This is a genomic window from Streptomyces sp. NPDC021622, from assembly GCF_040640795.1.
Taxonomy (GTDB): domain Bacteria; phylum Actinomycetota; class Actinomycetes; order Streptomycetales; family Streptomycetaceae; genus Streptomyces.
In genome coordinates this window covers 312,536-334,019 of the sequence record NZ_JBFACK010000006.1, presented here as the reverse complement: position 1 = coordinate 334,019, position 21,484 = coordinate 312,536, and the positions used below count along the sequence as shown (strand labels likewise).

At 71.7% G+C, this 21,484-nt stretch carries 16 protein-coding genes; 5 read left to right on the top strand and 11 right to left on the bottom strand.

The genetic code is table 11. From position 1 onward, the window contains the following. Nucleotides 1-10 precede the first annotated feature (10 nt). The gene (gene purH / locus AB0G47_RS14825) at nucleotides 11-1,579 is read right to left on the bottom strand and encodes a bifunctional phosphoribosylaminoimidazolecarboxamide formyltransferase/IMP cyclohydrolase (protein WP_360768743.1); all 1,569 of its coding nucleotides are present in this window, start codon (nucleotides 1,577-1,579) and stop codon (nucleotides 11-13) included. Next, on the bottom strand, nucleotides 1,576-2,205 hold the full coding sequence (gene purN / locus AB0G47_RS14820) for a phosphoribosylglycinamide formyltransferase (RefSeq protein ID WP_360768740.1): 630 nt from the start codon (nucleotides 2,203-2,205) through the stop codon (nucleotides 1,576-1,578). The genes purH and purN overlap by 4 nt, the downstream gene beginning before the upstream one ends. A gap of 254 nt (nucleotides 2,206-2,459) precedes the next feature. Between purN and AB0G47_RS14815 the strand changes: the two genes are divergently transcribed. Next, complete coding sequence (locus tag AB0G47_RS14815; RefSeq protein WP_360768737.1) at nucleotides 2,460-3,308, top strand: hypothetical protein; 849 nt, start codon at nucleotides 2,460-2,462, stop codon at nucleotides 3,306-3,308. A gap of 127 nt (nucleotides 3,309-3,435) precedes the next feature. Here the strand turns inward: AB0G47_RS14815 and AB0G47_RS14810 are convergent, their stop codons facing one another. Further along, complete coding sequence (locus tag AB0G47_RS14810; protein WP_360769037.1) at nucleotides 3,436-4,887, bottom strand: DUF6350 family protein; 1,452 nt, start codon at nucleotides 4,885-4,887, stop codon at nucleotides 3,436-3,438. A 200-nt stretch (nucleotides 4,888-5,087) separates the two neighbouring features. Between AB0G47_RS14810 and AB0G47_RS14805 the strand changes: the two genes are divergently transcribed. Further along, nucleotides 5,088-6,263 carry a helix-turn-helix domain-containing protein gene (locus tag AB0G47_RS14805; RefSeq protein WP_360768734.1) on the top strand — a complete coding sequence of 392 codons (1,176 nt, stop codon included), beginning with the start codon at nucleotides 5,088-5,090 and terminating at the stop codon, nucleotides 6,261-6,263. A gap of 143 nt (nucleotides 6,264-6,406) precedes the next feature. On the opposite strand, the gene sucD is transcribed toward AB0G47_RS14805, so the two are convergent. The 7 genes from sucD to AB0G47_RS14770 form a co-directional block, all read right to left on the bottom strand. Beyond that, entirely contained in the window at nucleotides 6,407-7,291 is an 885-nt protein-coding gene (gene sucD / locus AB0G47_RS14800; RefSeq protein ID WP_360768732.1) for a succinate--CoA ligase subunit alpha, read from the bottom strand. 21 nt (nucleotides 7,292-7,312) lie between these two features. Then, nucleotides 7,313-8,491: an ADP-forming succinate--CoA ligase subunit beta gene (gene sucC, locus AB0G47_RS14795; protein WP_360768729.1), complete on the bottom strand. Its 1,179-nt coding sequence runs from the start codon at nucleotides 8,489-8,491 to the stop codon at nucleotides 7,313-7,315. Between the two features lie 403 nt (nucleotides 8,492-8,894). Then, on the bottom strand, nucleotides 8,895-9,929 hold the full coding sequence (locus AB0G47_RS14790) for a hypothetical protein (RefSeq protein WP_360768726.1): 1,035 nt from the start codon (nucleotides 9,927-9,929) through the stop codon (nucleotides 8,895-8,897). A gap of 142 nt (nucleotides 9,930-10,071) precedes the next feature. Continuing rightward, nucleotides 10,072-10,992 carry a hypothetical protein gene (locus AB0G47_RS14785; protein WP_360768724.1) on the bottom strand — a complete coding sequence of 307 codons (921 nt, stop codon included), beginning with the start codon at nucleotides 10,990-10,992 and terminating at the stop codon, nucleotides 10,072-10,074. Nucleotides 10,993-11,111: 119 nt separating this feature from the next. Then, complete coding sequence (locus AB0G47_RS14780) at nucleotides 11,112-12,317, bottom strand: VWA domain-containing protein (protein WP_360768721.1); 1,206 nt, start codon at nucleotides 12,315-12,317, stop codon at nucleotides 11,112-11,114. Next, nucleotides 12,314-15,013 (bottom strand): DUF5682 family protein, encoded by a 2,700-nt coding sequence (locus AB0G47_RS14775; RefSeq protein ID WP_360768719.1) that lies wholly within the window; start codon nucleotides 15,011-15,013, stop codon nucleotides 12,314-12,316. The genes AB0G47_RS14780 and AB0G47_RS14775 overlap by 4 nt, the downstream gene beginning before the upstream one ends. Nucleotides 15,014-15,059: 46 nt before the next feature. Then, nucleotides 15,060-16,202, bottom strand: coding sequence for an AAA family ATPase (locus AB0G47_RS14770; protein WP_360768716.1), 1,143 nt, complete (start codon nucleotides 16,200-16,202; stop codon nucleotides 15,060-15,062). Between the two features lie 155 nt (nucleotides 16,203-16,357). Here AB0G47_RS14770 and AB0G47_RS14765 point away from each other — a divergent pair, with 155 nt between their 5' ends. Then, entirely contained in the window at nucleotides 16,358-17,725 is a 1,368-nt protein-coding gene (locus AB0G47_RS14765) for an SWIM zinc finger family protein (RefSeq protein ID WP_360768713.1), read from the top strand. Nucleotides 17,726-17,816: 91 nt separating this feature from the next. Next, complete coding sequence (locus AB0G47_RS14760) at nucleotides 17,817-19,526, top strand: DUF5691 domain-containing protein (protein ID WP_360768710.1); 1,710 nt, start codon at nucleotides 17,817-17,819, stop codon at nucleotides 19,524-19,526. A 41-nt stretch (nucleotides 19,527-19,567) separates the two neighbouring features. On the opposite strand, the gene AB0G47_RS14755 is transcribed toward AB0G47_RS14760, so the two are convergent. Then, entirely contained in the window at nucleotides 19,568-19,984 is a 417-nt protein-coding gene (locus tag AB0G47_RS14755) for a cobalamin B12-binding domain-containing protein (protein WP_266870102.1), read from the bottom strand. Between the two features lie 404 nt (nucleotides 19,985-20,388). Between AB0G47_RS14755 and AB0G47_RS14750 the strand changes: the two genes are divergently transcribed. Beyond that, nucleotides 20,389-21,243, top strand: coding sequence for an alpha/beta fold hydrolase (locus AB0G47_RS14750; RefSeq protein WP_360768706.1), 855 nt, complete (start codon nucleotides 20,389-20,391; stop codon nucleotides 21,241-21,243). Nucleotides 21,244-21,484: the final 241 nt, after the last annotated feature.

The following is a 21,484-nucleotide window of genomic DNA, read 5'->3' as shown; positions in this document are numbered from 1 at the left end:
AGCGGCGAGGTCAGTGGAAGAAGTGCCGCGTACCGGTGAAGTACATCGTCACTCCGGCCTTCCGCGCGGCCTCGATGACCAGCTCGTCGCGGACCGAACCGCCGGGCTGGACAACGGCCTTGACGCCCGCATCGGTGAGGATCTCCAGGCCGTCGGGGAACGGGAAGAAGGCGTCGGACGCGGCGTACGCACCGTGCGCGCGCTCGGCGCCCGCCCGCTCGACGGCGAGCTTCGCGGAGTCGACGCGGTTGACCTGGCCCATGCCGACGCCGACCGAGGCGCCGTCCTTGGCGAGCAGGATCGCGTTGGACTTCACCGCGCGGGACGCCTTCCAGGCGAACTCGAGCTCGGCGAGCTCGCCCGGGTTCAGGGCGTCGCCGGTGGCCAGCGTCCAGTTGGCCGGGTTGTCGCCGTCGGCCTGCAACCGGTCGGTGACCTGGAGCAGCGCGCCGCCGTCGATCTGCTTGACCTCGACCGCGCCGGCCGGCGCCCGGTGGGCGCGCAGGACGCGGATGTTCTTCTTCTTGGTGAGGGCTTCGAGGGCGCCGTCCTCGTACTCGGGCGCGACGATGACCTCGGTGAAGATCTCGGCGACCTGCTCGGCCATCTCCTTGGTGACCGGACGGTTCACGGCGATCACACCGCCGAACGCGGAGAGCGGGTCACAGGCGTGCGCCTTGCGGTGCGCCTCGGCGACGTTCCCGCCGATCGCGATGCCGCACGGGTTGGCGTGCTTGATGATCGCGACGCAGGGGTCGGCGTGGTCGTACGCGGCACGGCGCGCGGCGTCCGTGTCCGTGTAGTTGTTGTACGACATCTCCTTGCCGTGCAGTTGCTCGGCCTCGGCGAGGCCGCCATGGCCGTCGACGTAGAGGGCCGCGTTCTGGTGCGGGTTCTCGCCGTAGCGCAGGACGTTCTTGCGGCCGTAGGCGCTGCCGAGGAACTCGGGGAAGGGCGAGCCGTCGGCGGCGTAGTCGTCCGCGAACCAGGAGGCGACCGCGAGGTCGTACTCGGCGGTGTGCCGGAACGCCTCAGCGGCCAGACGCTTGCGCGCGCTCAGGTCGAAACCGCCGTCACGGACCGCGGCGAGCACGTCGGCGTACCGGGAAGGGCTCGTGATGACCGACACCGAGGGGTGGTTCTTGGCGGCGGCGCGGACCATCGAGGGGCCGCCGATGTCGATCTGCTCGACGCACTCGTCGGGCGTCGCGCCCGACGCCACGGTCGCCTTGAAGGGGTAGAGGTTCACGACGACAAGCTGGAACGGCTCGATGCCTAGGTCGGCGAGCTGCCGCTGGTGGTCATCGAGGCGCAGGTCGGCGAGGATCCCGGCGTGCACGCGCGGGTGCAGCGTCTTGACCCGGCCGTCCAGGCACTCCGGGAACCCTGTCAGCTCCTCGACCTTGGTGACGGGCACCCCGGCGGCGGCGATCTTCGCGGCGGTCGAACCGGTCGAGACGAGCTCGACGCCGCCGGCGTGCAGCCCGCGCGCGAGCTCCTCGAGCCCGGTCTTGTCATAGACGCTGATGAGCGCGCGCTTGATCGGGCGCTGCGAACCGTGCGTACCTTCGGCGGTCACGGGATAAGTACCTTTCGTCCCTCAATGCGGTAGCCGTTACGGGCCAGACGCCCCACGACATCGACGAGCAGCCTTCGCTCGACTTCCTTGATGCGCTCGTGCAGAGCGCTCTCGTCGTCCTCATCCCCGACCGGGACCACGCCCTGGGCGATGATCGGGCCGGTGTCGACGCCGTCGTCGACGAAGTGGACGGTGCATCCCGTGACCTTCGCGCCGTACGCGAGCGCGTCGCGCACACCGTGGGCCCCGGGGAAGCTGGGCAGCAGGGCGGGGTGCGTGTTCACGAACCGGCCGCCGAACCGTGCGAGGAATTCCTTCCCCACGATCTTCATGAACCCGGCCGACACGACCAGGTCGGGCTCGTACGCGGCCGTGGCCTCGGCGAGCGCCACGTCCCACGCGGCGCGGTCCGCGTGGTCCTTGACCCGGCACACGAAGGTGGGGATCCCGGCCCGCTCGGCCCGCTCGAGACCCGCGATGCCCTCGCGGTCCGCGCCGACGGCGACGATCTCGGCTCCGTAGCCCGCCGTCCCGTCCGTCGCGATCTTGTCGAGCAGAGCCTGCAGATTCGTGCCTGATCCGGAGACCAGCACGACGAGGCGCTTGGCCACAGGGCTCTTGGCCACAGCGGGGCCCTTTCTCGGGAGGTGCGTCTTGTACGGCGGCTCTGTACGGCAGCTTTGTACGGTCATACAAAGGCTTCGTGCCCCGCGATACGGGGAACTCTACGAAGCGGCCGACCGTCAGCAACGATACCGGCACACGGAGGCGCCCCTCACGGGACGGGGGCGCGGCCGGGAGGTAGCGTCTGTGCCACGGCGCCATGCCGCTGCCGAAGCTCGTACACAGCTCGCTCGACCAAGGGGAAGACGCACACCTGATGCCGGACCGTAGCCTCCGCCTCCCGCTGTCCTTCGCGTTCGGGTTGACGCACGGAGGGGAGCGCGGCTCGACGCTGCTGCGCGACGGCCGCCCGTCGTCCCCGCCGCAGGACTCCCAGGACTCCGGCTCTTCGGACTCTTCGGGGTCGTCGGGGTCGTCGGGCTCCTCCGGCGACAAGAAGGACGACAACCCCTTCGCGCCGCCGCCCGATGGCACCCCGGACCAGCCGTGGCGCCCGCGCCCCGGCAACGGCGGCGACTCTCCCGACCAGGGCAACTCCCCCTGGGGCAGCCAGTGGAGCGACCGGCAGCCCGGCCGCTCCCAGGGCGGCTTCGGCGAGCGGCCCGGCCAGCAGGGCTCCGGCCCCGACGGTCCTTCCGGCTCGGGTTCCGGCTCCGGTATGCGCTGGGACCCGACCGACCCGGCCCAGCGCCGCGCGCGTTACGCGCTGCTCTCCGGCATGTGGGCCTTCTTCTTCGCGCTCTTCGGCTGGCGGTACGTCGCGCTGCTACTGGGTGCGTTGGCGCTGTACTGGGGCATCAGCTCGCTGCGGGCGAAGCCGAAGGCTCCGGACCCGACGGCTCCGGCTCCCACCGCCGCCCCCGCTCCCGCCAAGCAGGGGCCTGCGGCCGACGCCTCGAGCACGAAGCCGCAGACGACCGCGGCGATCAGCGGCCTGGTGACGGCTTCGCTCGCGCTGGCGATGGTGGCGGCGACGTTTGCCGCGCAGCTGGTGTACCGGGACTACTACACGTGCGTGAACGACGCACTGACGACCACGTCGAAGCAGTCCTGCGAGGAGCTCCTGCCGGAGGAGCTGCGGCCGTTGCTCGCGGACCGGGACTGATCCCCTCGGCGGTCGCCCTTTTCCCGCCCACCCACGCGATTACCCAGCGGCGCCCACCCTCGCTGTGGGCAGGCGTTCCGCAGGGCGGAACGGGTGGGCACAGCCCTTACCGCCGGGTGTCGATGGTTCAGGGGGGAGGGGGAGAGCCCTCCCCCGCCTCCCGTAGCGCGGTCCAGCGGGACTCGCGGGCGGCGTCCCCGTGCCAGTCGCCGCCGCCCGGCAGGAAGTCGTACGGCTCGAACTCCGCGGGCGGCGAAGCGGCAGCCTCCGATGCAGGAGCGACCCGGCGACGAGGCAACGGCACGCGGGGCAAGCGAACCCACCGCAGAGCAGCCCGCAGCCTCCACGCCCGCAGGGCCAACGCCCCCGGCACCCCGATCCCCGCGGTCCAGGCCACCGCCGCACCCCCCGCCTGCCACCACACCGGCCCGAACTCCGCGAGAACGGCCACCCCCATCGGCCCACCCGCCAGCGCGGCAAGCACCGCCACAGCCACCCCGCACAGCACCGCCGCCGCCCCCGCGACCAGCGCCGTCCACCCCCGCGACCACGCCTCGTCCCGCTCCCCGTACGCAGGCGCCGCCGCCCGCACCGTGAACCACGCGACCGCGCAGCCCGCCACCACCGGCACCACCCCCGCCGCCCAGGTCAGCGGCGACCCAGGCCCCTCCCCCGGCACCGCCGCCAGCAGCGGAAACGCCGGCAGCAGCGGCCCCGCACCCACGGCGAGCGGCCCCGCCACACTCCCCGTACCCAGCGCGAAGCCCGGCCCGAGCCCGTACGCCGCACCCCACACCGCCGCGTTCGGCGCCAGCGCCACCGCGAGCAACAGCACCGCGAACCGCCCCGGCCACACGTCCGTGACCTGCGCGAACGACTCCAGGACCAGCCCTCCGTGCAGCACGAGCGACGCCGCCACGAGCAGCGCGCCACCGCCGACGAGCACCGCCGCCCCCGCCGCCGCTGCCCGCGTGACGGCCGGCAGGTATCGGCGTACGAAGAAGGGACGTACCCCTTCGGGAAGGGCGCCCAGGGCACGCGTCACCAGGCCCGGCAGCGGCTGGCGCGGCCGCCCGTGCGCCGTCCACACGCCCACCGCCCCCGCGACCGCCGCCACCAGCGGCACCTGCACGGCCGCGCTCACCCACGACGGCCGCAGCTCACCCCCCGCGGCGTACAGCGTCGCCGCCGTACCCACCAGCAGATAGCCGCCGACCACCCCGCACCACGCGGTCCGCACCGCCATCGCCCGCCCCTCCGGATCCGCCGCGTCCCGCGCCGCCCGGTGCACAAGCCAGGCCGGAAGCGCCATCAGGAGCAGCGGGGTCACGCCGACCGGCGCGGGCACCCCGGAGAGCGTGTCCGTCCTGATCAGCTCCGTGCCGTGGGCGGTCAGCCACACCGCGGCCGCGACATGCAGCGCCCCGCCGGGCCCGCTGTCCGGATAGGGCGAGCTGATCCACAGCACCATCACCAGGACGGCGAACGAACCGAGCCCGAGCCCGGCCGCGACCGCCCCGCCGAACAGGCAGGTCGCCAATCCGGGTGAGCGGCCGCGCGCCCGCTCCAACGGCGGCATCAGGGGCGGCAACGAAGAGCTGCGGTGGGTGATTTGAGTCACGCCGCCATGCTCCCAACGACACGCGCTTTCTCCCTGTAACAGGCGAATGCCCGATGTGTCGCTCAAGATACGTTTATGTACTTTTTCGTACGGCGGATCAGCTGCGCCCCGCTGCCCACCGCACGACGGCACACGGCCCCCGGCGCGGAGAGTCCGACATGACCCAGAGCCCTGCTACCCCGTTGCCGTCCCCCAAGGAATGCCGGCGACTGCGCGAGGCAAAGTCCCTGAGCCAGGCGGAGATCGCCACAAAAGTGGGCGTCACCAAGGAAACAGTCCGCTCCTGGGAATCGGGCCGCACCACCCCACGCGGCCGCAGACGCGACATCTACGCCAAACTCCTGGCGACGTTCGCAGAGGAGCAACAGCCGGCCGCCTCTGCCGCACGGCGAGTGGGGTCTCCCCTGCTCGAGCGAAGCCGAGAGCTTGGAGAAGGGCGGGCACAAGGCACCCTGCCGAGCACCGCCAAGAGCAACGGCAGGCCGACGCCCCACGCAGTGGCGGTAGCCACGCCAGAACCCCCGCCCGCCAAGACCCTCACCCCCGCGGAAGCCTTCGACGCCCTCTGCGCGGCCTGCGCCCCCGCCCTGGTCCGCCAGACCTACCTCCTCACCGGCCGCCGCACCCTCGCCCAGGAATCCGTGGAACGCGCCTTCCAGCTCGCCTGGCAGCGCTGGCCCGAGGTGGCGGTCGACCGCGACCCCGCGAGCTGGGTCCGCGCGGCGGCGTACGAGTACGCCATGTCGCCCTGGCACCGCCTGCGCCCCGCCCACCGGCACCCGGACGCCCCGCCCGCCGAACCGGCCGACCGCGCGTTCCTCGACGTACTGATGAGCCTGCCGCCCGCACAGCGCCGCACCCTGCTGCTCTACGACGGCGTCGGCCTCGACCTGCCCGAGACGGCGGCCGAGACGGAGGCGAGCACGCCCGCGACGGCCAACCGGCTGCTGCGCGCGCACGAGACGATCATCGAGAAGATCCCGGAGCTCGCGGCGACCCCGGACGCCCTGCACCGGCGTCTGAGCGAACTCTGCAAGGCAGAAAAACTGCAGCCCCCGAAGGCGGACCGGGTGCGCACCGGAAGCGAACACCGCGCCCGCCTCTGGACCCGCGCCGCGATCGCCTTCACGGCCCTGATCATCGGCGCGACGGCCCTGACCCTGCGCACGGCCCCCACCCACTACGAGCCCCCGCAGTCCCCGGGCAAGGCCATCAACGGAGTCCCGCCGAGAATGGGCCCGGCCCCGTTGTCGTACGAGGAGCAGTCCCTCCACAGCAAGCTGCGCAACGAACTCTCAAGCGGCCCGGAACGCCTGACACCACAGGCGGAGTAGGCGCCCCGTTAGGGGCGCGGGGCTGTGACATTTGCGGCTCCGCCGCGTGGGCGCGACAAGCCACGACGAACCCGCAGGCAAAAGAGTGGGCCCGCACCTCAAAAAAAGAGATGCGGGCCCACCTTCAACAGCTAGGTCAAGCTTCAGCCGGCCAGAATCGCCCGCGCGAGCTTGGCGGTCTCGGTCGGCGTCTTGCCGACCTTGACCCCGGCGGCCTCAAGGGCCTCCTTCTTGGCCTGTGCGGTGCCAGAAGAGCCGGAGACGATGGCGCCGGCGTGGCCCATGGTCTTGCCCTCGGGGGCGGTGAAGCCCGCGACGTAGCCGACGACCGGCTTCGTCACGTTGGCCTTGATGTAGTCCGCCGCGCGCTCCTCGGCGTCGCCGCCGATCTCGCCGATCATGACGATCAGGTCGGTGTCGGGGTCGGCCTCGAACGCCTCGAGGGCGTCGATGTGCGTCGTACCGATGACCGGGTCGCCACCGATGCCGACGGCCGACGAGAAGCCGATGTCACGGAGCTCGTACATCATCTGGTACGTCAGCGTGCCGGACTTCGAGACCAGGCCGATGCGGCCCGGCTTCGTGATGTCGCCCGGGATGATGCCGGCGTTCGACTGGCCCGGGGTGATGAGACCGGGGCAGTTCGGGCCGATGATGCGGGTCTTGTTGCCCTTCGACTTCGCGTACGCCCAGAAGGCGGCGGAGTCGTGGACGGCGATGCCCTCGGTGATGACGACCGCGAGGGGGATCTCGGCGTCGATCGCCTCGACGACGGCGGCCTTGGAGAAGGCCGGCGGCACGAAGAGGACGGAGACGTTGGCGCCCGTGGCCTCCATGGCCTCCTTGACCGTGCCGAAGACCGGCACGGACGTGCCGTCGAAGTCGACCTCGGTGCCGGCCTTGCGCGGGTTCACGCCGCCGACGATGTTCGTGCCGTCACCCAGCATGAGCTTGGTGTGCTTCATGCCCGTGGCACCGGTCATGCCCTGGACGATGACCTTGCTGTCCTTGTTGAGGAAGATAGCCATGGCTGTTCTGTCCCTCGTCCCTTACTTCGCGGCCGCGAGCTCGGCGGCCTTGTCGGCCGCGCCGTCCATGGTGTCCACACGCTGCACGAGCGGGTGGTTGGCGTCGCTCAGGATCTTGCGACCCAGCTCCGCGTTGTTGCCGTCGAGGCGCACGACCAGCGGCTTGGTGACTTCCTCGCCCTTGGACTTGAGAAGCTCGAGCGCCTGGACGATGCCGTTGGCGACCTCGTCGCACGCGGTGATGCCGCCGAAGACGTTGACGAACACGGACTTGACGTCCGGGTCGCCGAGGATGATCTCCAGGCCGTTCGCCATGACCTCGGCCGAAGCGCCGCCGCCGATGTCGAGGAAGTTGGCCGGCTTGACGTTGTTGTGCGCCTCACCGGCGTACGCGACGACGTCGAGGGTGCTCATGACGAGACCCGCGCCGTTGCCGATGATGCCGACCTCGCCGTCGAGCTTGACGTAGTTGAGGTTCTTGGCCTTGGCAGCAGCCTCGAGCGGGTTGGCTGCGTCCTTGTCCTCGAGCGCCTCGTGGTCGGGCTGGCGGAAGTCGGCGTTCTCGTCGAGCGAGACCTTGCCGTCCAGGGCCAGGATGCGGCCGTCCTTGGTCTTCACCAGCGGGTTGACCTCGACGAGGAGCGCGTCCTCGGCGACGAAGGTGTCCCACAGGGTCACCATGGCCTCGGCGACACCCTCGGCCACCTCGGCCGGGAACTTCGCCTGGGCCACGATCTCGCGGGCCTTCTCGATGTTCACGCCTTCGACGGCGTTGACCGGAACCTTCGCGAGGGCCTCGGGGGTCTTCTCCGCGACCTCCTCGATGTCCATGCCGCCCTGCACCGACGCCATGGCGAGGAAGGTGCGGTTGGTGCGGTCGAGGAGGTACGAGACGTAGTACTCCGCCTCGATCTCCGGGGAAAGCTCGGCGATCATCACCTTGTGGACCGTGTGGCCCTTGATGTCCATGCCGAGGATGTCCGTCGCGCGAGCGACGGCCTCGTCCGGGTTGTCGGCCAGCTTCACGCCGCCGGCCTTGCCGCGGCCACCGACCTTCACCTGCGCCTTGACGACCGACTTGCCGCCCAGCTTCTCGGTGGCCTCGCGCGCCGCCTCAGGCGTGTCGATGACTTCACCGGCCAGCACCGGTACACCGTGCTTGGCGAAGAGGTCCCTCGCCTGGTACTCGAACAGGTCCACGCGCGTCCGTCCCTTTTCCGTGATCTCGCTGCGATCTCGCTGCTTTGGTGTCAGCTGTCTGCGTGGGCGTGCCGCGGAGGGCAACGTGACTGCGCTGTCACAAGGGAGGCGTAGGACGGAGTCCGGTACGCGGCATGTCCGTCTCGCAGGTTATCGCCGAGGGAGGCGGGTCCCTAAATCGCGGATCACATTTGGGCGGTGATGACTGTCACAGATCCCGCCCTCGCCTCATCCTCACAACCGCCCGAACGCCGAGGTGAGCGGCCCCTGTGGATCCAGGGGCCGCCCGTTTGCGCCTGTTACGGCTGATACGACGGGTAAGGCCAGCGGTGGCACGGATACCGCCGTACGGCTGTCGCTTCCGCGATCAGGTGCTCGCGGTTCTGCGCTGTTCTTCTGTGCCTCAGATGCCGGACGTCGCGCCCTGGGTGGTGCTGTACGTCGCGTTGTACGTCGCGTTGTACGCCTCTTCGTACGTCGGCAGGTAGCTCGGGGCGACCGAGTCGGTCACGCCCTGGGCGCCGGTGACGGCGTTGCCGGCGAGCGCCTGCGCGTCGGGGGCGACGGTGCCGGTCAGGTCCTGCGCGAACGGCGAGACCTGGCCGACGACGTCACCGGCGAACGGCCGCACGTCGCCCGTCACGCCGTACGCCAGCTGGTCGGCGCTGCCGCCGACGCCCTGGACGACGGGCTGCACCTGGTCGGCGACGGTCTGCACGAGCGGCGAGACCGAGCCGACGACACCGCCCGCGAAGGGCTGCACGTCATCGGCGACGACACCCTGCACGAAGGGCCCGACCTCGCCGACGACCCCACCGGCGAACGGCTGGACATCGCCGACGACGCCCTGCGCCAGGTACGTGACGTCGTTGGCCGCCTGGCCCGCGACCGGCACGACGCCGTCGACGGCGGTGGCGGCGACGGGCGGCAGCACGGCCGTGGCCGTCTCGTCGACGATCGGGGTGGCGGTGGTGGTGGCCGCGGTGGCGGTGGTGTTGGCCGTCGCGGTGGTGTTCTCCAGCTCCGGGGCGAAGGCGGAGAGCGGGCCGAAGAGGTAGTCGACGGAGTCCTCGGGGGTGCGGACGTCCGGGGTGCTGACGGCGGGGGCGTCGACCTGGGGGAGGTCGGCCTTGGGGGCGGCGGCGCGCACGTCGGCGACGGTGGACTTCGCGTCCGCGACGGTCGACTTGGCCTTGCCCTTGGCTTCGGCCTTGGCCTTGGCCTTGGCCTCGGCGGCGTCGCCCTTGACGTCGTCGACCGAGACGTCGTCGACCGAGACGTCCTCGACCGAGACGTCCTCGACCGCGTCGGACGCCTGGTCCGGCAGGGCGATGGAGTGCTGCGGCAGCTCGTCCGCGCTGGCGACGGTGGAACCGAGCGCCCAGGCACCCGTGACACCGGCGGCTATGACGATGGAACGGCGGATGTTCTTGTTCATGCTTGCGTCAGATCCTTCGAATTCGAACTCTGGCTGTGGATCCGGTCAGGGGATGTTCCGGGGATGTCCGGAACCGTCCGGGGACCGGCGGGCAGACCTGTTCCGCCCCCGCGCGGCAGGTCATCGCGGGGAAAGGGCTGCCCTAGCCAGGGAATTCGGGAATGTCCCGGTGTCTGTCGCGGAGGGACGCGGAGACCTGAGAGGCCCCGGCGCCGGCAAGCAGCCGCACCGGCGCACGGCTTGCGCCCGATGCGGCGCCCGGATCGCCGTGCCGCGTCGAGCTTCCGTCACCGGCCGAAGGCCCGCCCAGCGTCCGCACCGGACCACCGGGCGCGGGAAGCGGCTCGTGCCCGCCGCGGAGCGCGCTTCCCGAGACGTCGCCGCCCCAGGAACCGTCACCGCGCGTCAGCCGACCGACGGAGTACGCATCACCGCTGCCGTACGAGGACTCGGCCTTCGCCGCACGGGACTTCCGCCCATCGTGCGCCCGGCCATTCGCCTCGCTCTGACCGCCGCGCGCATCGGCGGCACTGTCCGGCGCATCTGCTCCGGTACCGCCGTCGGCATCCTCGCCGTCACCGAGCCCGGTGCCGGGCCGCGGAAGCTCGGGCATGTCCGGCAGCACCCGCTCCGGGGCGCCGACGAGAAGTCCGGTGACCTCGTCGACGACCGGACGCACGACCCCGTTCACGGCGACATCGTGTACGCCACGGACAACGGGCCCGGCGGCATCGACACCGGCACGGGCGCCGGCGGCGAGCTCACCGGGAGCCTCGCGCACCGTCGTCTGCGCGGCGCGGGCCGATTCACGGACCGGCTCGGCGGAACCGTCGGGCCCCGCCGCAGCCGCCGACTCCTCGCGCACCGCCGTGTCGGCCGACCGCGCGGACTCGACGCGATCCGGGGCCGGCAGCCCATCGGCCGCCTGCGCCCGCTCACCGCAGAGGAAGCCGAGCGCGAGCAACCCCGCGAGCAGCAGCACCACTTGCAGCGCACGCCGCCCGGCCACCGCGCGCACCATGCGCACAGCGGCATCGGGCAGAACGACTGCTGCGGAGGTCAAGATGAGGTGGTTCCTCTGCTGGGCGGGGCGGGACACGGAACTCGACGCTGAGCGCGATGCTCCGGGAGTGAAGCCCGCCGATCCTCGCACGGGCCGCCCGCCATCGCGCAAGTCTCCTGTTACCGATGCGTATTCATGTCCGGTATGGGAAGAGGGCGCCTTTCGATCGCCGCCGCCATCACCTCGGGGAAGAGATCCGGGGTGCACGCGAACGCCGGTGCGTCGAGCGCCGCGAGCGCCGTCGCGTGCTCGCGGTCGTATGCGGGGGTCCCCTCGTCGGACAGCGCGAGCAGCGTCACGAACTGCACGCCGGACGCCTTCATCGCCGCGACCCGCTTCAGCATCTCGTCGCGTATGCCGCCTTCGTAGAGGTCGCTGATGAGGACGACGACCGTGTCCGCGGGGCGGGTGATCTGCGACTGGCAGTAGGCGAGCGCCCGGTTGATGTCGGTACCGCCACCCAGCTGCGTACCGAACAGAACATCCACCGGATCGTCGAGCTGATCGGTCAGATCGACCACATTCGTGTCGAAGACGACGAGCCTGGTGCTGATGGACCGCATCGACCCGAGCACGGCGCCGAACACCGAGGCGTACACGACCGACGCGGCCATCGACCCCGACTGGTCGATGCAGAGGATGACCTCCTTCTTCACGGACTGCGATGCCCGCCCGTACCCGATGAGCCGCTCGGGCACGACCGTCCGGTACTCCGGCAGATAGTTCTTGAGGTTGGCCGCGATCGTGCGGTTCCAGTCGATGTCGTGGTGGCGCGGCCTGCTGACGCGGGCGCTGCGGTCGAGCGCGCCGGTGAGGGCGGCGCGGGTGCGTGTGGCGAGCCGCTTCTCCAGGTCCTCGACCACCTTGCGCACGACGGCCCGCGCGGTCTCCTTGGTCGTCTCGGGCATGGCCTTGTTGAGGGAGAGGAGAGTCCCCACCAGGTGTACGTCGGCCTCCACGGCCTCCAGCATCTCCGGCTCCAGGAGCAGCGTGGAGAGCCCGAGCCTGTCGATGGCGTCACGCTGCATGACCTGGACGACGGACGACGGGAAGTACGTCCGGATGTCCCCGAGCCAGCGCGCCACGGACGGCGCGGACGCCCCGAGCCCCGCCGAACGCTCCCGCCCCCGGCCCTTCTTCTCCTCCCCACCGCCGTACAGCGCGGTCAGCGCACCGTCCATCGCCGCGTCCCGCCCGCCGAGCGCACACCCCGTGCCGTCGGCCGACTCCCCGCCGAGCACCAGCCGCCACCGCCGCAACCGCTCGGCGGCGGGGTCCCCGCCCGCGCCCTGCTCCACGCTTCCTGCTGCCGCGCCCCGCGTCATCGGCCCACCCCCACAAGCTCGCCACTGCCATCGACCCCGACCCCGACCCCGAGCAACAGGCTCACCACCGGCAGAACGGCATCCGCACGCTCCGCATCAAGATCGCTCCCGAAGCCGGGTATGCCCCCGTCCACAGCCGACGCGCCGCCGCCACCGGCCGAGGGCCCGCGCCGCACCAACTCCCCCAACGTCCGCCGCACGCCCGGCTCATAGGCGGAGAACGTGCGCCGCAGCAACGGCAGCACATCGGTGAAGCCCTGGTCAGAAACCCCGCTCAACCACTCGTCGACAAGCCCCAGCAACCGCTCGTCGTGCACGAGCAACATGCCGCCCCCGGACCCACCCCCGACGAACCCCTCGATCCAGGCAGCGGCCTCAGCGGGCTCATTCCCCCGAGACAGAGCAAGCCCCATCAACCGAGCGGCCTCCCCCTCCCCCAACTCCCCACAATCCATGAGAATCCGCACACACCGCCCCCGCACAACCCCAACAACACTCTCCCGCTCCCCCAACACCCGAAGCACACCCCACCACCGCAGCTTCAAACCATGCCCGCCCCCACTCACGCTGCGGCCAGGCGTCCCGCCCTCGTCGTGGCCGGCCGCGTTGTGGGCAGGCGTTCCGCACGGCGAGTGGGGTCTCCCCTGCTCGAGCGAAGCCGAGAGCTTGGGGAAGGGTGGGCACAACGCCTCACTGCCGGGCACCGATGAACCAGGCGCAAGGTCCAACTCCCCCAACAGCCCCACCGCCTGGTGAACCGCGTCAACGTGTCCCCGCATGACAAAGGCCGCGTCCTCATCAAGCCCCGCACACGCAGGGGGCAACCCCACAAACACCCGCTCAGCAAGCCCCACAGCCACAGAACCCAACGCAGCCGTCCCCGTACCCCGCACATCCCCATAACGGAGGGCCCGAACCAACGCAGGCAACGCCTGCGCAAGGTTCCCGACATCCGCATCCAACGCCGCCCGATCCGCAAGCACCCGCATCACCACGGGCAACGCATCCGGCAACTCCGCCAGCAGACACCGCTCGGCAAGCGAGGTCACATCGGCCAGCGCCCCCGCCCCCACCGCCTCGGCCTCGACCTTCGCGCTCGCCGCGGCCAGGACCGTCGTCCCCCACACCCCCGCCTCCGCCACCCGCACGGAAAGCTCCGGCTCCCACCGCAACCGCCAGGTCTCCCGGAACGTACCCGTGCTCCCCCGCGACTCGGCCGGCTCGCCCCAGCCGATCCCCAGGAGCCGGAGGCGATGCAGCAGCCTGCTGCGTGCCGCGTCCGTCTCCTTGCGCAGATCGAGCTCCAACTCCCGCTCCAGTGCCTCCGGCTTGAGCCGCAGCTTCCGCTGCAGCCGCGTGAGGTCCCGCTGCAACGGCACCGCGGGCGCCGATTCGGGCACCTCCCCGAGGACGTCCCCGACGACGAGCTTGTCGTGCACGAGGGAGAGCGGTACGTCGGAGCCCTCGCACAGCACCGACCGGACCGCATCCGTCGTCTCGGTCAGCCCCGGCAGCGGACGCCCCCGCATCACGGCGAGCGTGTCCGCGAGCCGCACCGCCTCGATGACGTGCGCGGACGACACGATCCTGTCCTCGTCGCGCAGCAGCCGCGCGACCTTGGTCAGCCAGCGCTCGACGGGCCGGTCGGGCACGCTGAACAGATGCCCGTACCAGCCGGGCGACGCGATCCCCGCCCCGTACCCGCTCGCCCGGGCCAGCCGGCGGTGCGTCCAGGGCACCCAGGTCATGTCGACCTTCACCTTGGGCAACCCCTTGAGCAGCGCACGGTCGGCCGCCAGGGTCACCTTCTGCCGCAGCGCGGGCACATGCCAGGCCCCGCACACGACGGCAACCCGATCGCCACCGAACTCCCGCTGTGCCGCCCGGAGTTGGATCCGCATATACGCCTCGCGGACCAGGTCCCGGTCGTCCCCGCCGCTCCCGTACTCCTCCCGCAGCACCCCCATGGCCTCGCCGAGCGCCTCGAACGGCGCGAACACGTCGCCGCCCGTGCCCCGGTGCTCCACGACGTCCTCCCACCACCGCTCGGGATCGTCGTACCCGGCGGTCTCGGCGAGCAGGGAGATGGGGTCTCCCCTGGTCGAACGGAGTTGAGAGCTTGGGGAAGGATCGATCGGCACCGCGTCCACGTCGGCGTCCAGGTCAGCGTCCGCATCCACGTCCGCATCCGCCGAGCCCTCCGCCCGCGCCAGCGAATGCGCCGCCGGCAGATCCATGAACCGCACCGGAACGCCCGCCCCCGCGGCCCACCGGATCGCGACCCACTCCGGAGAGAACTCGGCGAGCGGCCAGAACGCCGAGCGGCCCGGCTCGTCCACTACATGCGCGAGCAACGCGACCGGCGGCCGCATCCCCTCGTCCGCCGCGAGCGGCACCAACGCGTCGGCCTCCGGCGGCCCTTCGATCAGCACCACTCGGGGAGCGGCCTCCTGAAGCGCGGCCCGCACCGCCCGCGCCGACCCCGGCCCGTGGTGCCGCACACCGAGCAGCAGCGGCCCTTCCCCCGAACGCCCCCGAGCCACGGCGGCCTCGCCGCATTCCGCACCACTGATCAACTCCGCTTCCACCCCCACCTCTGCCTTCACCTCTGCCTTCACCTTTGCCCCCACCTCAGCCTCCGTGCCCAACTCCGCACCCCCGCCCGGCTCCACGCCCCCGCGCACCTCGTCACTCATGTCCGCACCCCCTTTCGCCTCTCACCTCGGACCCCGCCGACATCCGTCACCCACTCACCTCGCGGCACGCGCGGTAGAAGTCCTTCCAGCCGTCACGCTCACGGATCACCGCCTCCAAGTACTCCTGCCAGATCACCCGGTCCGCCGCCGGGTCGCGGACCACCGCGCCGAGAATGCCCGCGGCGACATCGCCGGGCCGCAGCACGCCGTCCCCGAAGTGGGCGGCCAGGGCAAGGCCGTTGGTGACCACGGAGATCGCCTCGGCCGTCGAGAGCGTGCCGCTGGGCGACTTGACCTTCGTACGTCCGTCGGCCGTGACGCCGTCCCGCAGCTCGCGGAAGACGGTGACGACGCGGCGTATCTCGTCGATACCGTCGGGCCCGGCCGGCAGATCGAGCGCGCGCCCGATCTGGTCGACGCGGCGCGAGACGATGTCGACCTCCGCGTCCGCGCTCTCCGGCAGCGGCAGGACGACCGTGTTGAAGCGGCGGCGCAGCGCGCTCGACAGGTCGTTGACCCCGCGGTCGCGGTTGTTGGCGGTGGCGATGAGGTTGAAGCCGCGCACGGCCTGCACCTCCTGACCCAACTCCGGTATGGGCAGGGTCTTTTCCGACAGGATCGTGATCAGCGAATCCTGTACGTCGGCGGGGATGCGGGTCAGCTCCTCGACCCGCGCCGTCATGCCGTCGGCCATGGCCCGCATGACGGGGCTGGGCACGAGCGCGTCGCGGCTGGGGCCGTGCGCGAGCAGCTGCGCGTAGTTCCAGCCGTAGCGGATCGCCTCTTCCGGCGTGCCGGCCGTGCCCTGCACGAGCAGCGTCGAGTCGCCGCTGACGGCGGCCGCCAGATGCTCGGACACCCAGGTCTTCGCCGTGCCGGGCACACCGAGCAGCAGCAGTGCACGGTCGGTGGCGAGGGTGCTGACTGCGACCTCGACGATGCGGCGCGGGCCCACGTACTTCGGCGTGATGACCGTTCCGTCCGGCAGCGTGCCGCCGAGCAGATACATCGCGACGGCCCAGGGCGAAAGCCGCCAGCGGGCGGGCCGGGGCCGGTCGTCCTGCGCGGCCAGCGCGGCGAGTTCGGCCGCGAAGGCGTGCTCGGCGTGCGGCCGCAGCACCTCCCCCGCCTTCGCGGACGCGGCTGCGGACTGGTTGTCGGTCGTCGTCTCGTCGACGGAAACAGTCATGGAGCGATCCCCCTCCAGCTCGTCCGGACGTGTCTGGCCCGGATGTGTTTCCAACGGTGCACCACGCCACTGACAATCGACCTCCGAACGCCTCTGACCTGCACGGATGTCGAGCGTCAGGTCGATTGTCAGTGGCGGGACCTACCGTCGAAGACATGACTCAGCAGGGGGTGCGCTGGACGGCGGATCAGGTCCTTGCATTGGCACCTGATGCCCCGTCACGCAAGGCGGGAAGCAGGCTCGGCATCGCCGGGCCGTGGTCGGAGGCAGGCAGTTCGGGCGAGGGGGCTGTGTGGGGGCTGTGCAAGGGCAGCGGCAGCAAGCCGTATCAGACAGTCGTGGACATCACGGACATCACCGGATCGGCGGGACCGGCGTACAAGTGCAGTTGTCCGAGCCGCAAGTTCCCGTGCAAGCACGCGCTCGGGCTGCTGCTGCTCTGGACGACGGGGGCGGATGGAAGGGTGCCCGATGCGCAGCCGCCGGAATGGGCGCGGGAGTGGCTCTCTGCGCGCCGTAAAAGAGCGGAGTCGAAGCAGGGCCCGGCCGCGGAGCCGGGCTCGCCCGCGCCCGCCGATCCGGAGGCCGCGCGCCGCAGGGCGGAGCGGCGGGCCGAGCGGGTCACGGCGGGGGCGACGGAGCTTGAGCAGCGCCTCTCCGATCTGCTGCGCGGCGGCATAGCGGCCGCCGAACAGACGGGGTACGGGCTGTGGGAGGAGACGGCGGCCCGGATGGTCGACGCGCAGGCGCCCGGACTTGCCGCGCGGGTGCGGGAGTTGGGGTCCATACCGTCCTCCGGGCCCGGCTGGCCGGTGCGGATGCTGGAGGAGTGCGCGCTGCTCCACCTCCTCGACCAGGGCTGGCTGCACCGCGAGCGGCTGCCGGACGCGCTGGCCGGCACCGTCCGCTCCCGCATCGGCCTGCCCACGCCCGCGCAGGGCCCACCGGTACGGGACAGCTGGCTGGTGCTCGCGCAGTACGACACGGCGGACAGCAAGCTCACCACCCGCCGTATCTGGCTGCACGGCACGGAGTGCGGGCGCACGGCCCTGCTTCTCTCGTACGGAGCCGCGGGCCGCGCCCCGGCGCTCTCGCTTCCGGTCGGCCTTGCGCTGGACGCCGAGCTGACCGCCCACCCGGGCGCAGGGCAGCTGCGCACGGACCTGGGCGAGCAGTTCGCGGCGCCGGCACCCACGGCGGCCCGGCCGCCCGGTGTGAGCACGGCGCGGGCGACGTCCTGCTACGGAGAGGCGCTGCGCCTTGACCCGTGGCTGGATTCCTGGCCGGTGACGCTGCGCGAGGTGATACCGACCCCGCACGCGGACGGCTGGCAACTGGCGGACGCGGAAGGGGCACTTGCCCTGCCCATCACCCCGTCCGCGACGTCCAGACCTGGGCTGTGGCGCCTGGTCGCACTCTCCGGAGGCGCTCCGGTGACGGTGTTCGGCGAATGTGGCCACCAGGGCTTCACTCCCCTGACGGCCTGGCCGCAGGGAACAGGAGAAGCGGTGCCGCTGTGCTGACCGCACCTCGCGCCACCGCTGCCGCCCGCGCAGCATCACGTACTCCAAGAGCAGGCATTTCAAAGGCGCTTACTTCACAAGAAGGGACCTCATGACCGGCACCACCCCGCTCGACGAGGCCGCCGCCACCCCCTGGGAGGAGCTGGTGACCGCCGCGCTCCTCGGCACCGACCGCCGCACACCCCCCGTACACGCACCGGGCAAGGACGCCCCGACCGCGCTCCTGGACGCGGCCGCCGTGCAGACCCTCCGGCGCAGAGCGGGCCTGCGCCCCGCGCCCGCCGCCGCGCCGCCCGAGCCCGCCGCCGACGATCCCAGGCCCTGCGTGCCGCCCACGGCCCGGCGCCGCCTCGCCACCCTGCTCACCGATCACCCCGGAGCGGGCAGCGGAGGACGCCGTGGCGCGGTGCCCGATCTGATGGAACTGCTGCCGCAGTGGCTGGCGTTGGCCAACGAACGGGGCTTCGCGGCACCCCCGGAGCTGCTTCCTGCGCTCCTGAACGCGGCCCGTGGGCGCACGGACCTCCGGCCGCAGGCCCTCGCCTTCGCGGGCCCGCGCGCGCTGTGGCTAGCACGGCTCAACCCCGACTGGAAGTTCGCGCTGCGCTCCACTCCCGGCGGCGGCGTGGCCCTGCCCGCCCCGGAGGAGACCGCGCAGGTCCAACAGCTCTGGGAGGAGGGCCTGTTCGCCGAGCGCGTCGCCCTGCTCGCGTCGGTGCGGGCCCACGACCCGGCCGCCGCGCGGGCCCTGCTCGCCACCACCTGGGGCACGGAGCGGGCGGAGGACCGCCTGATGTTCCTCGACTCGCTGCGTACGCGGCTCTGCGACGCCGACGAGCCGTTCCTGGAACAGGCACTCGCCGACCGCAGCCGCAACGTCCGTGCCACGGCGGCCGAGCTGCTCTCCGCGCTCCCCTCGTCCGCCCTCGCCGCGCGGATGGCGGACCGGGCCACATCCTGCGTGGCCATCGACCATGCGAACGGCACGAAGAGCACACCGACGCTCACTGTCGAGGCCCCGCACGAGTGCGACACGGGCATGGAGCGCGACGGCGTCGTCCCGAAGCCACCCGCCGGCCGGGGTGAACGGTCGTGGTGGCTGGGCCAGTTGGTGGAGGCGGCCCCTCTCGCCTGCTGGCCGCAGCGGCTCGGCGGCCGAGCCCCCGCCGAGATCGTGGCGCTGCCCGTGGCCGACGACTGGCGGAGCGAGCTGCACGCGGCGTGGTGCCGAGCCGCCGTGCGGCAGCGCGACGCGACCTGGTCCCGGGCGCTCCTCGGTGCCCCCGCGTCGCCCGACGCGGCGGGACCGGGCGCGGCGTCGCTCGCCGAGCGCGCGAAACTCCTGGCCACGCTGCCCGCCGAGGAACGGGCCGGCTGGGTCGCGGGGTTCATCGCGGCGCACGGCCTCTCGGAGGCGTTCCAGCTGCTCGGCGTCTGCGCGGTGCCCTGGTCGGAGCCCCTGGGGCGATCCGTGGTCGACGCGCTGAACATCGCGCGGGACGCGGGGAGTTATCCCTGGAGCTTCAGCGGCGTGATGGGCCTGGCGGAGCGCTGCCTCGACCCGGCGGAGGCGGTCCGGCTCGACGTGCTCACCGCGATCCCGGACGAGCCGGAGGACGCGTCGCCCGGCGCCGGCGGCTACTGGTCGGAGGCGTTCCAGCGCCTGGTCAGCACGTTGCGCCTACGCGCGGCGATGCGCGCGGAGCTGGGGGTGGAGCCGCGTACGCCGGGGCAAGCGAATCCGCCGAGCACATCAGCTCCAGAGCCAGGGCCGGGGCAGGCAAAACCGGGGGCGCCATGAATACCGGCACCCCCGCCCGCACCCCCAAGAAGGCGAACCGCTCAGGCGCCCGCAGGCTGCCGCACGTTCGCCCGGACCCACTCCACGATCGAAGCCGTCGTCGCCCCGGGCGTGAAGATCTCCGCGACGCCCTTCTCCTTGAGCGGGGCGATGTCGTCCTCGGGAATGATGCCGCCGCCGAAGACCTTGATGTCCTCCGCGTCGCGCTCCTTGAGGAGCTCGATCACGCGCGCGAAGAGCGTGTTGTGCGCACCGGAGAGGATGGAGAGACCGATCGCGTCGGCGTCCTCCTGGATCGCGGTGTCCACGACCTGCTCGGGCGTCTGGTGCAGCCCCGTGTAGATGACCTCCATACCGGCGTCACGCAGTGCCCGCGCGATCACCTTGGCCCCGCGATCATGACCGTCGAGACCCGGCTTGGCGACCACCACGCGGATCGGACCGGCTGCCACACCCATCACTGCCTCCATGTACCGATATCCATCTGTCCAAGCACTGGCACCCCGTGCCGCACCGGCCGGGGAAGTGAACGAACGTTATCTCCAGCATCTCTCACCCGGCAGTTTCACGGTGGAGAGCGAGGGGGAAATCACACAAAGGGACACGTTCGCTGCGCGCCACTCCCGTATCCGTCGGTATACGGACCGTATTCGGGACGGCGCAAGGGGAGCCGCAAGGAGGACGCCGCACCACCGCGCAGTCAGCCGCGCGGCGTGGTGATGCGGCGTATCGGCGATCGCGCCGCCGGTGGGCAGGCCACCGGCGCCGACCACGCGCCGCCGCCCGCCCTCCGCCGCGCCTCCCCGCTACGGGCACACGGGGGACAGAGCCGTCCTCCTGCGTGCCGACCGGGAGGTCGACCATGACCGTCACGAGGGTCCTGCCCTTTCACCCGCTCTGCTCGCTGCTCCCCGCCAGACTGGCGGGACTCTCCCTGACCCTGCTGAAAGCGACCGCACTCGAGCTGGCGATCCTCACCGGGCATCTCCTCCTCTACCCCTCGGGCATCGTGCCGGAACGCAGGACCGTCCCCGCGCCGTCATCCCCCAAAGCCCCCCGGCTCCCCACCGAGAGCAGGCCGCCGGTCGTCCTGCTGCACGGCTTCATCGACAACCGCTCCGTCTTCGTGCTGCTCCGCCGCTCCCTGGCCCAGCACGGCCGCCAGCATGTGGAGGCGCTCAACTACTCCCCTCTCACCTGCGACATCCGCACCGCCGCCGAGCTGCTCGGCCGCCACATAGAGGAGATCTGCGAGCGCACGGGCCACGCCCGGGTCGACATCGTCGGCCACAGCCTCGGCGGTCTGATCGCCCGCTATTACGCGCAGCGCCTGGGCGGCGACCGGCGCGTGCGCACGCTGGTCACCCTCGGTACGCCGCACTCGGGCACACGGGTGGTGCCGCTGGCCGACGCGCACCCGATCGTGCGCCAGATGCGCCCCGGCTCAGATGTGATCGAGGAGCTGCGCGAACCCGCGCCGGAGTGCCGCACGCGCTTCGTGAGCTTCTGGAGCGACCTGGACCGGCTGATGATCCCCCTGGAAACGGCCTGCATCGACCATCCCGACCTGATCGCGGAGAACGTACGCGTCTCGGGCATCGGCCACCTCGCCCTGCCCGTGCATCCCGCGGTCGCCACCGGAATCCGCCAGGCCATCGACCAGCCGGCCACGGGAGATCGGGGCGCGGGCGGACTGAACGGACTGACGGTGGCGTAAAGGCGGCAGGCGCGGCGATGTGAAGGCGGCACGCGCGGTGGCATGAAGCGGCACGCGGTGACGTAAATGCGGCACGCGCGGCGACCTCAGCAGCGGCTCCCACGCCCCGCGTTCACCACGATTCGTCGAACGCTTCTCGAACGCAGGGCCAAAGCTGTGCCCACAGTCCGCCGAAAGGCGGCCGAATGCCCGTTTCCTGAGATCAGGAAACCTGCCGAAGATTGTCGCGCCCGCGTACCGC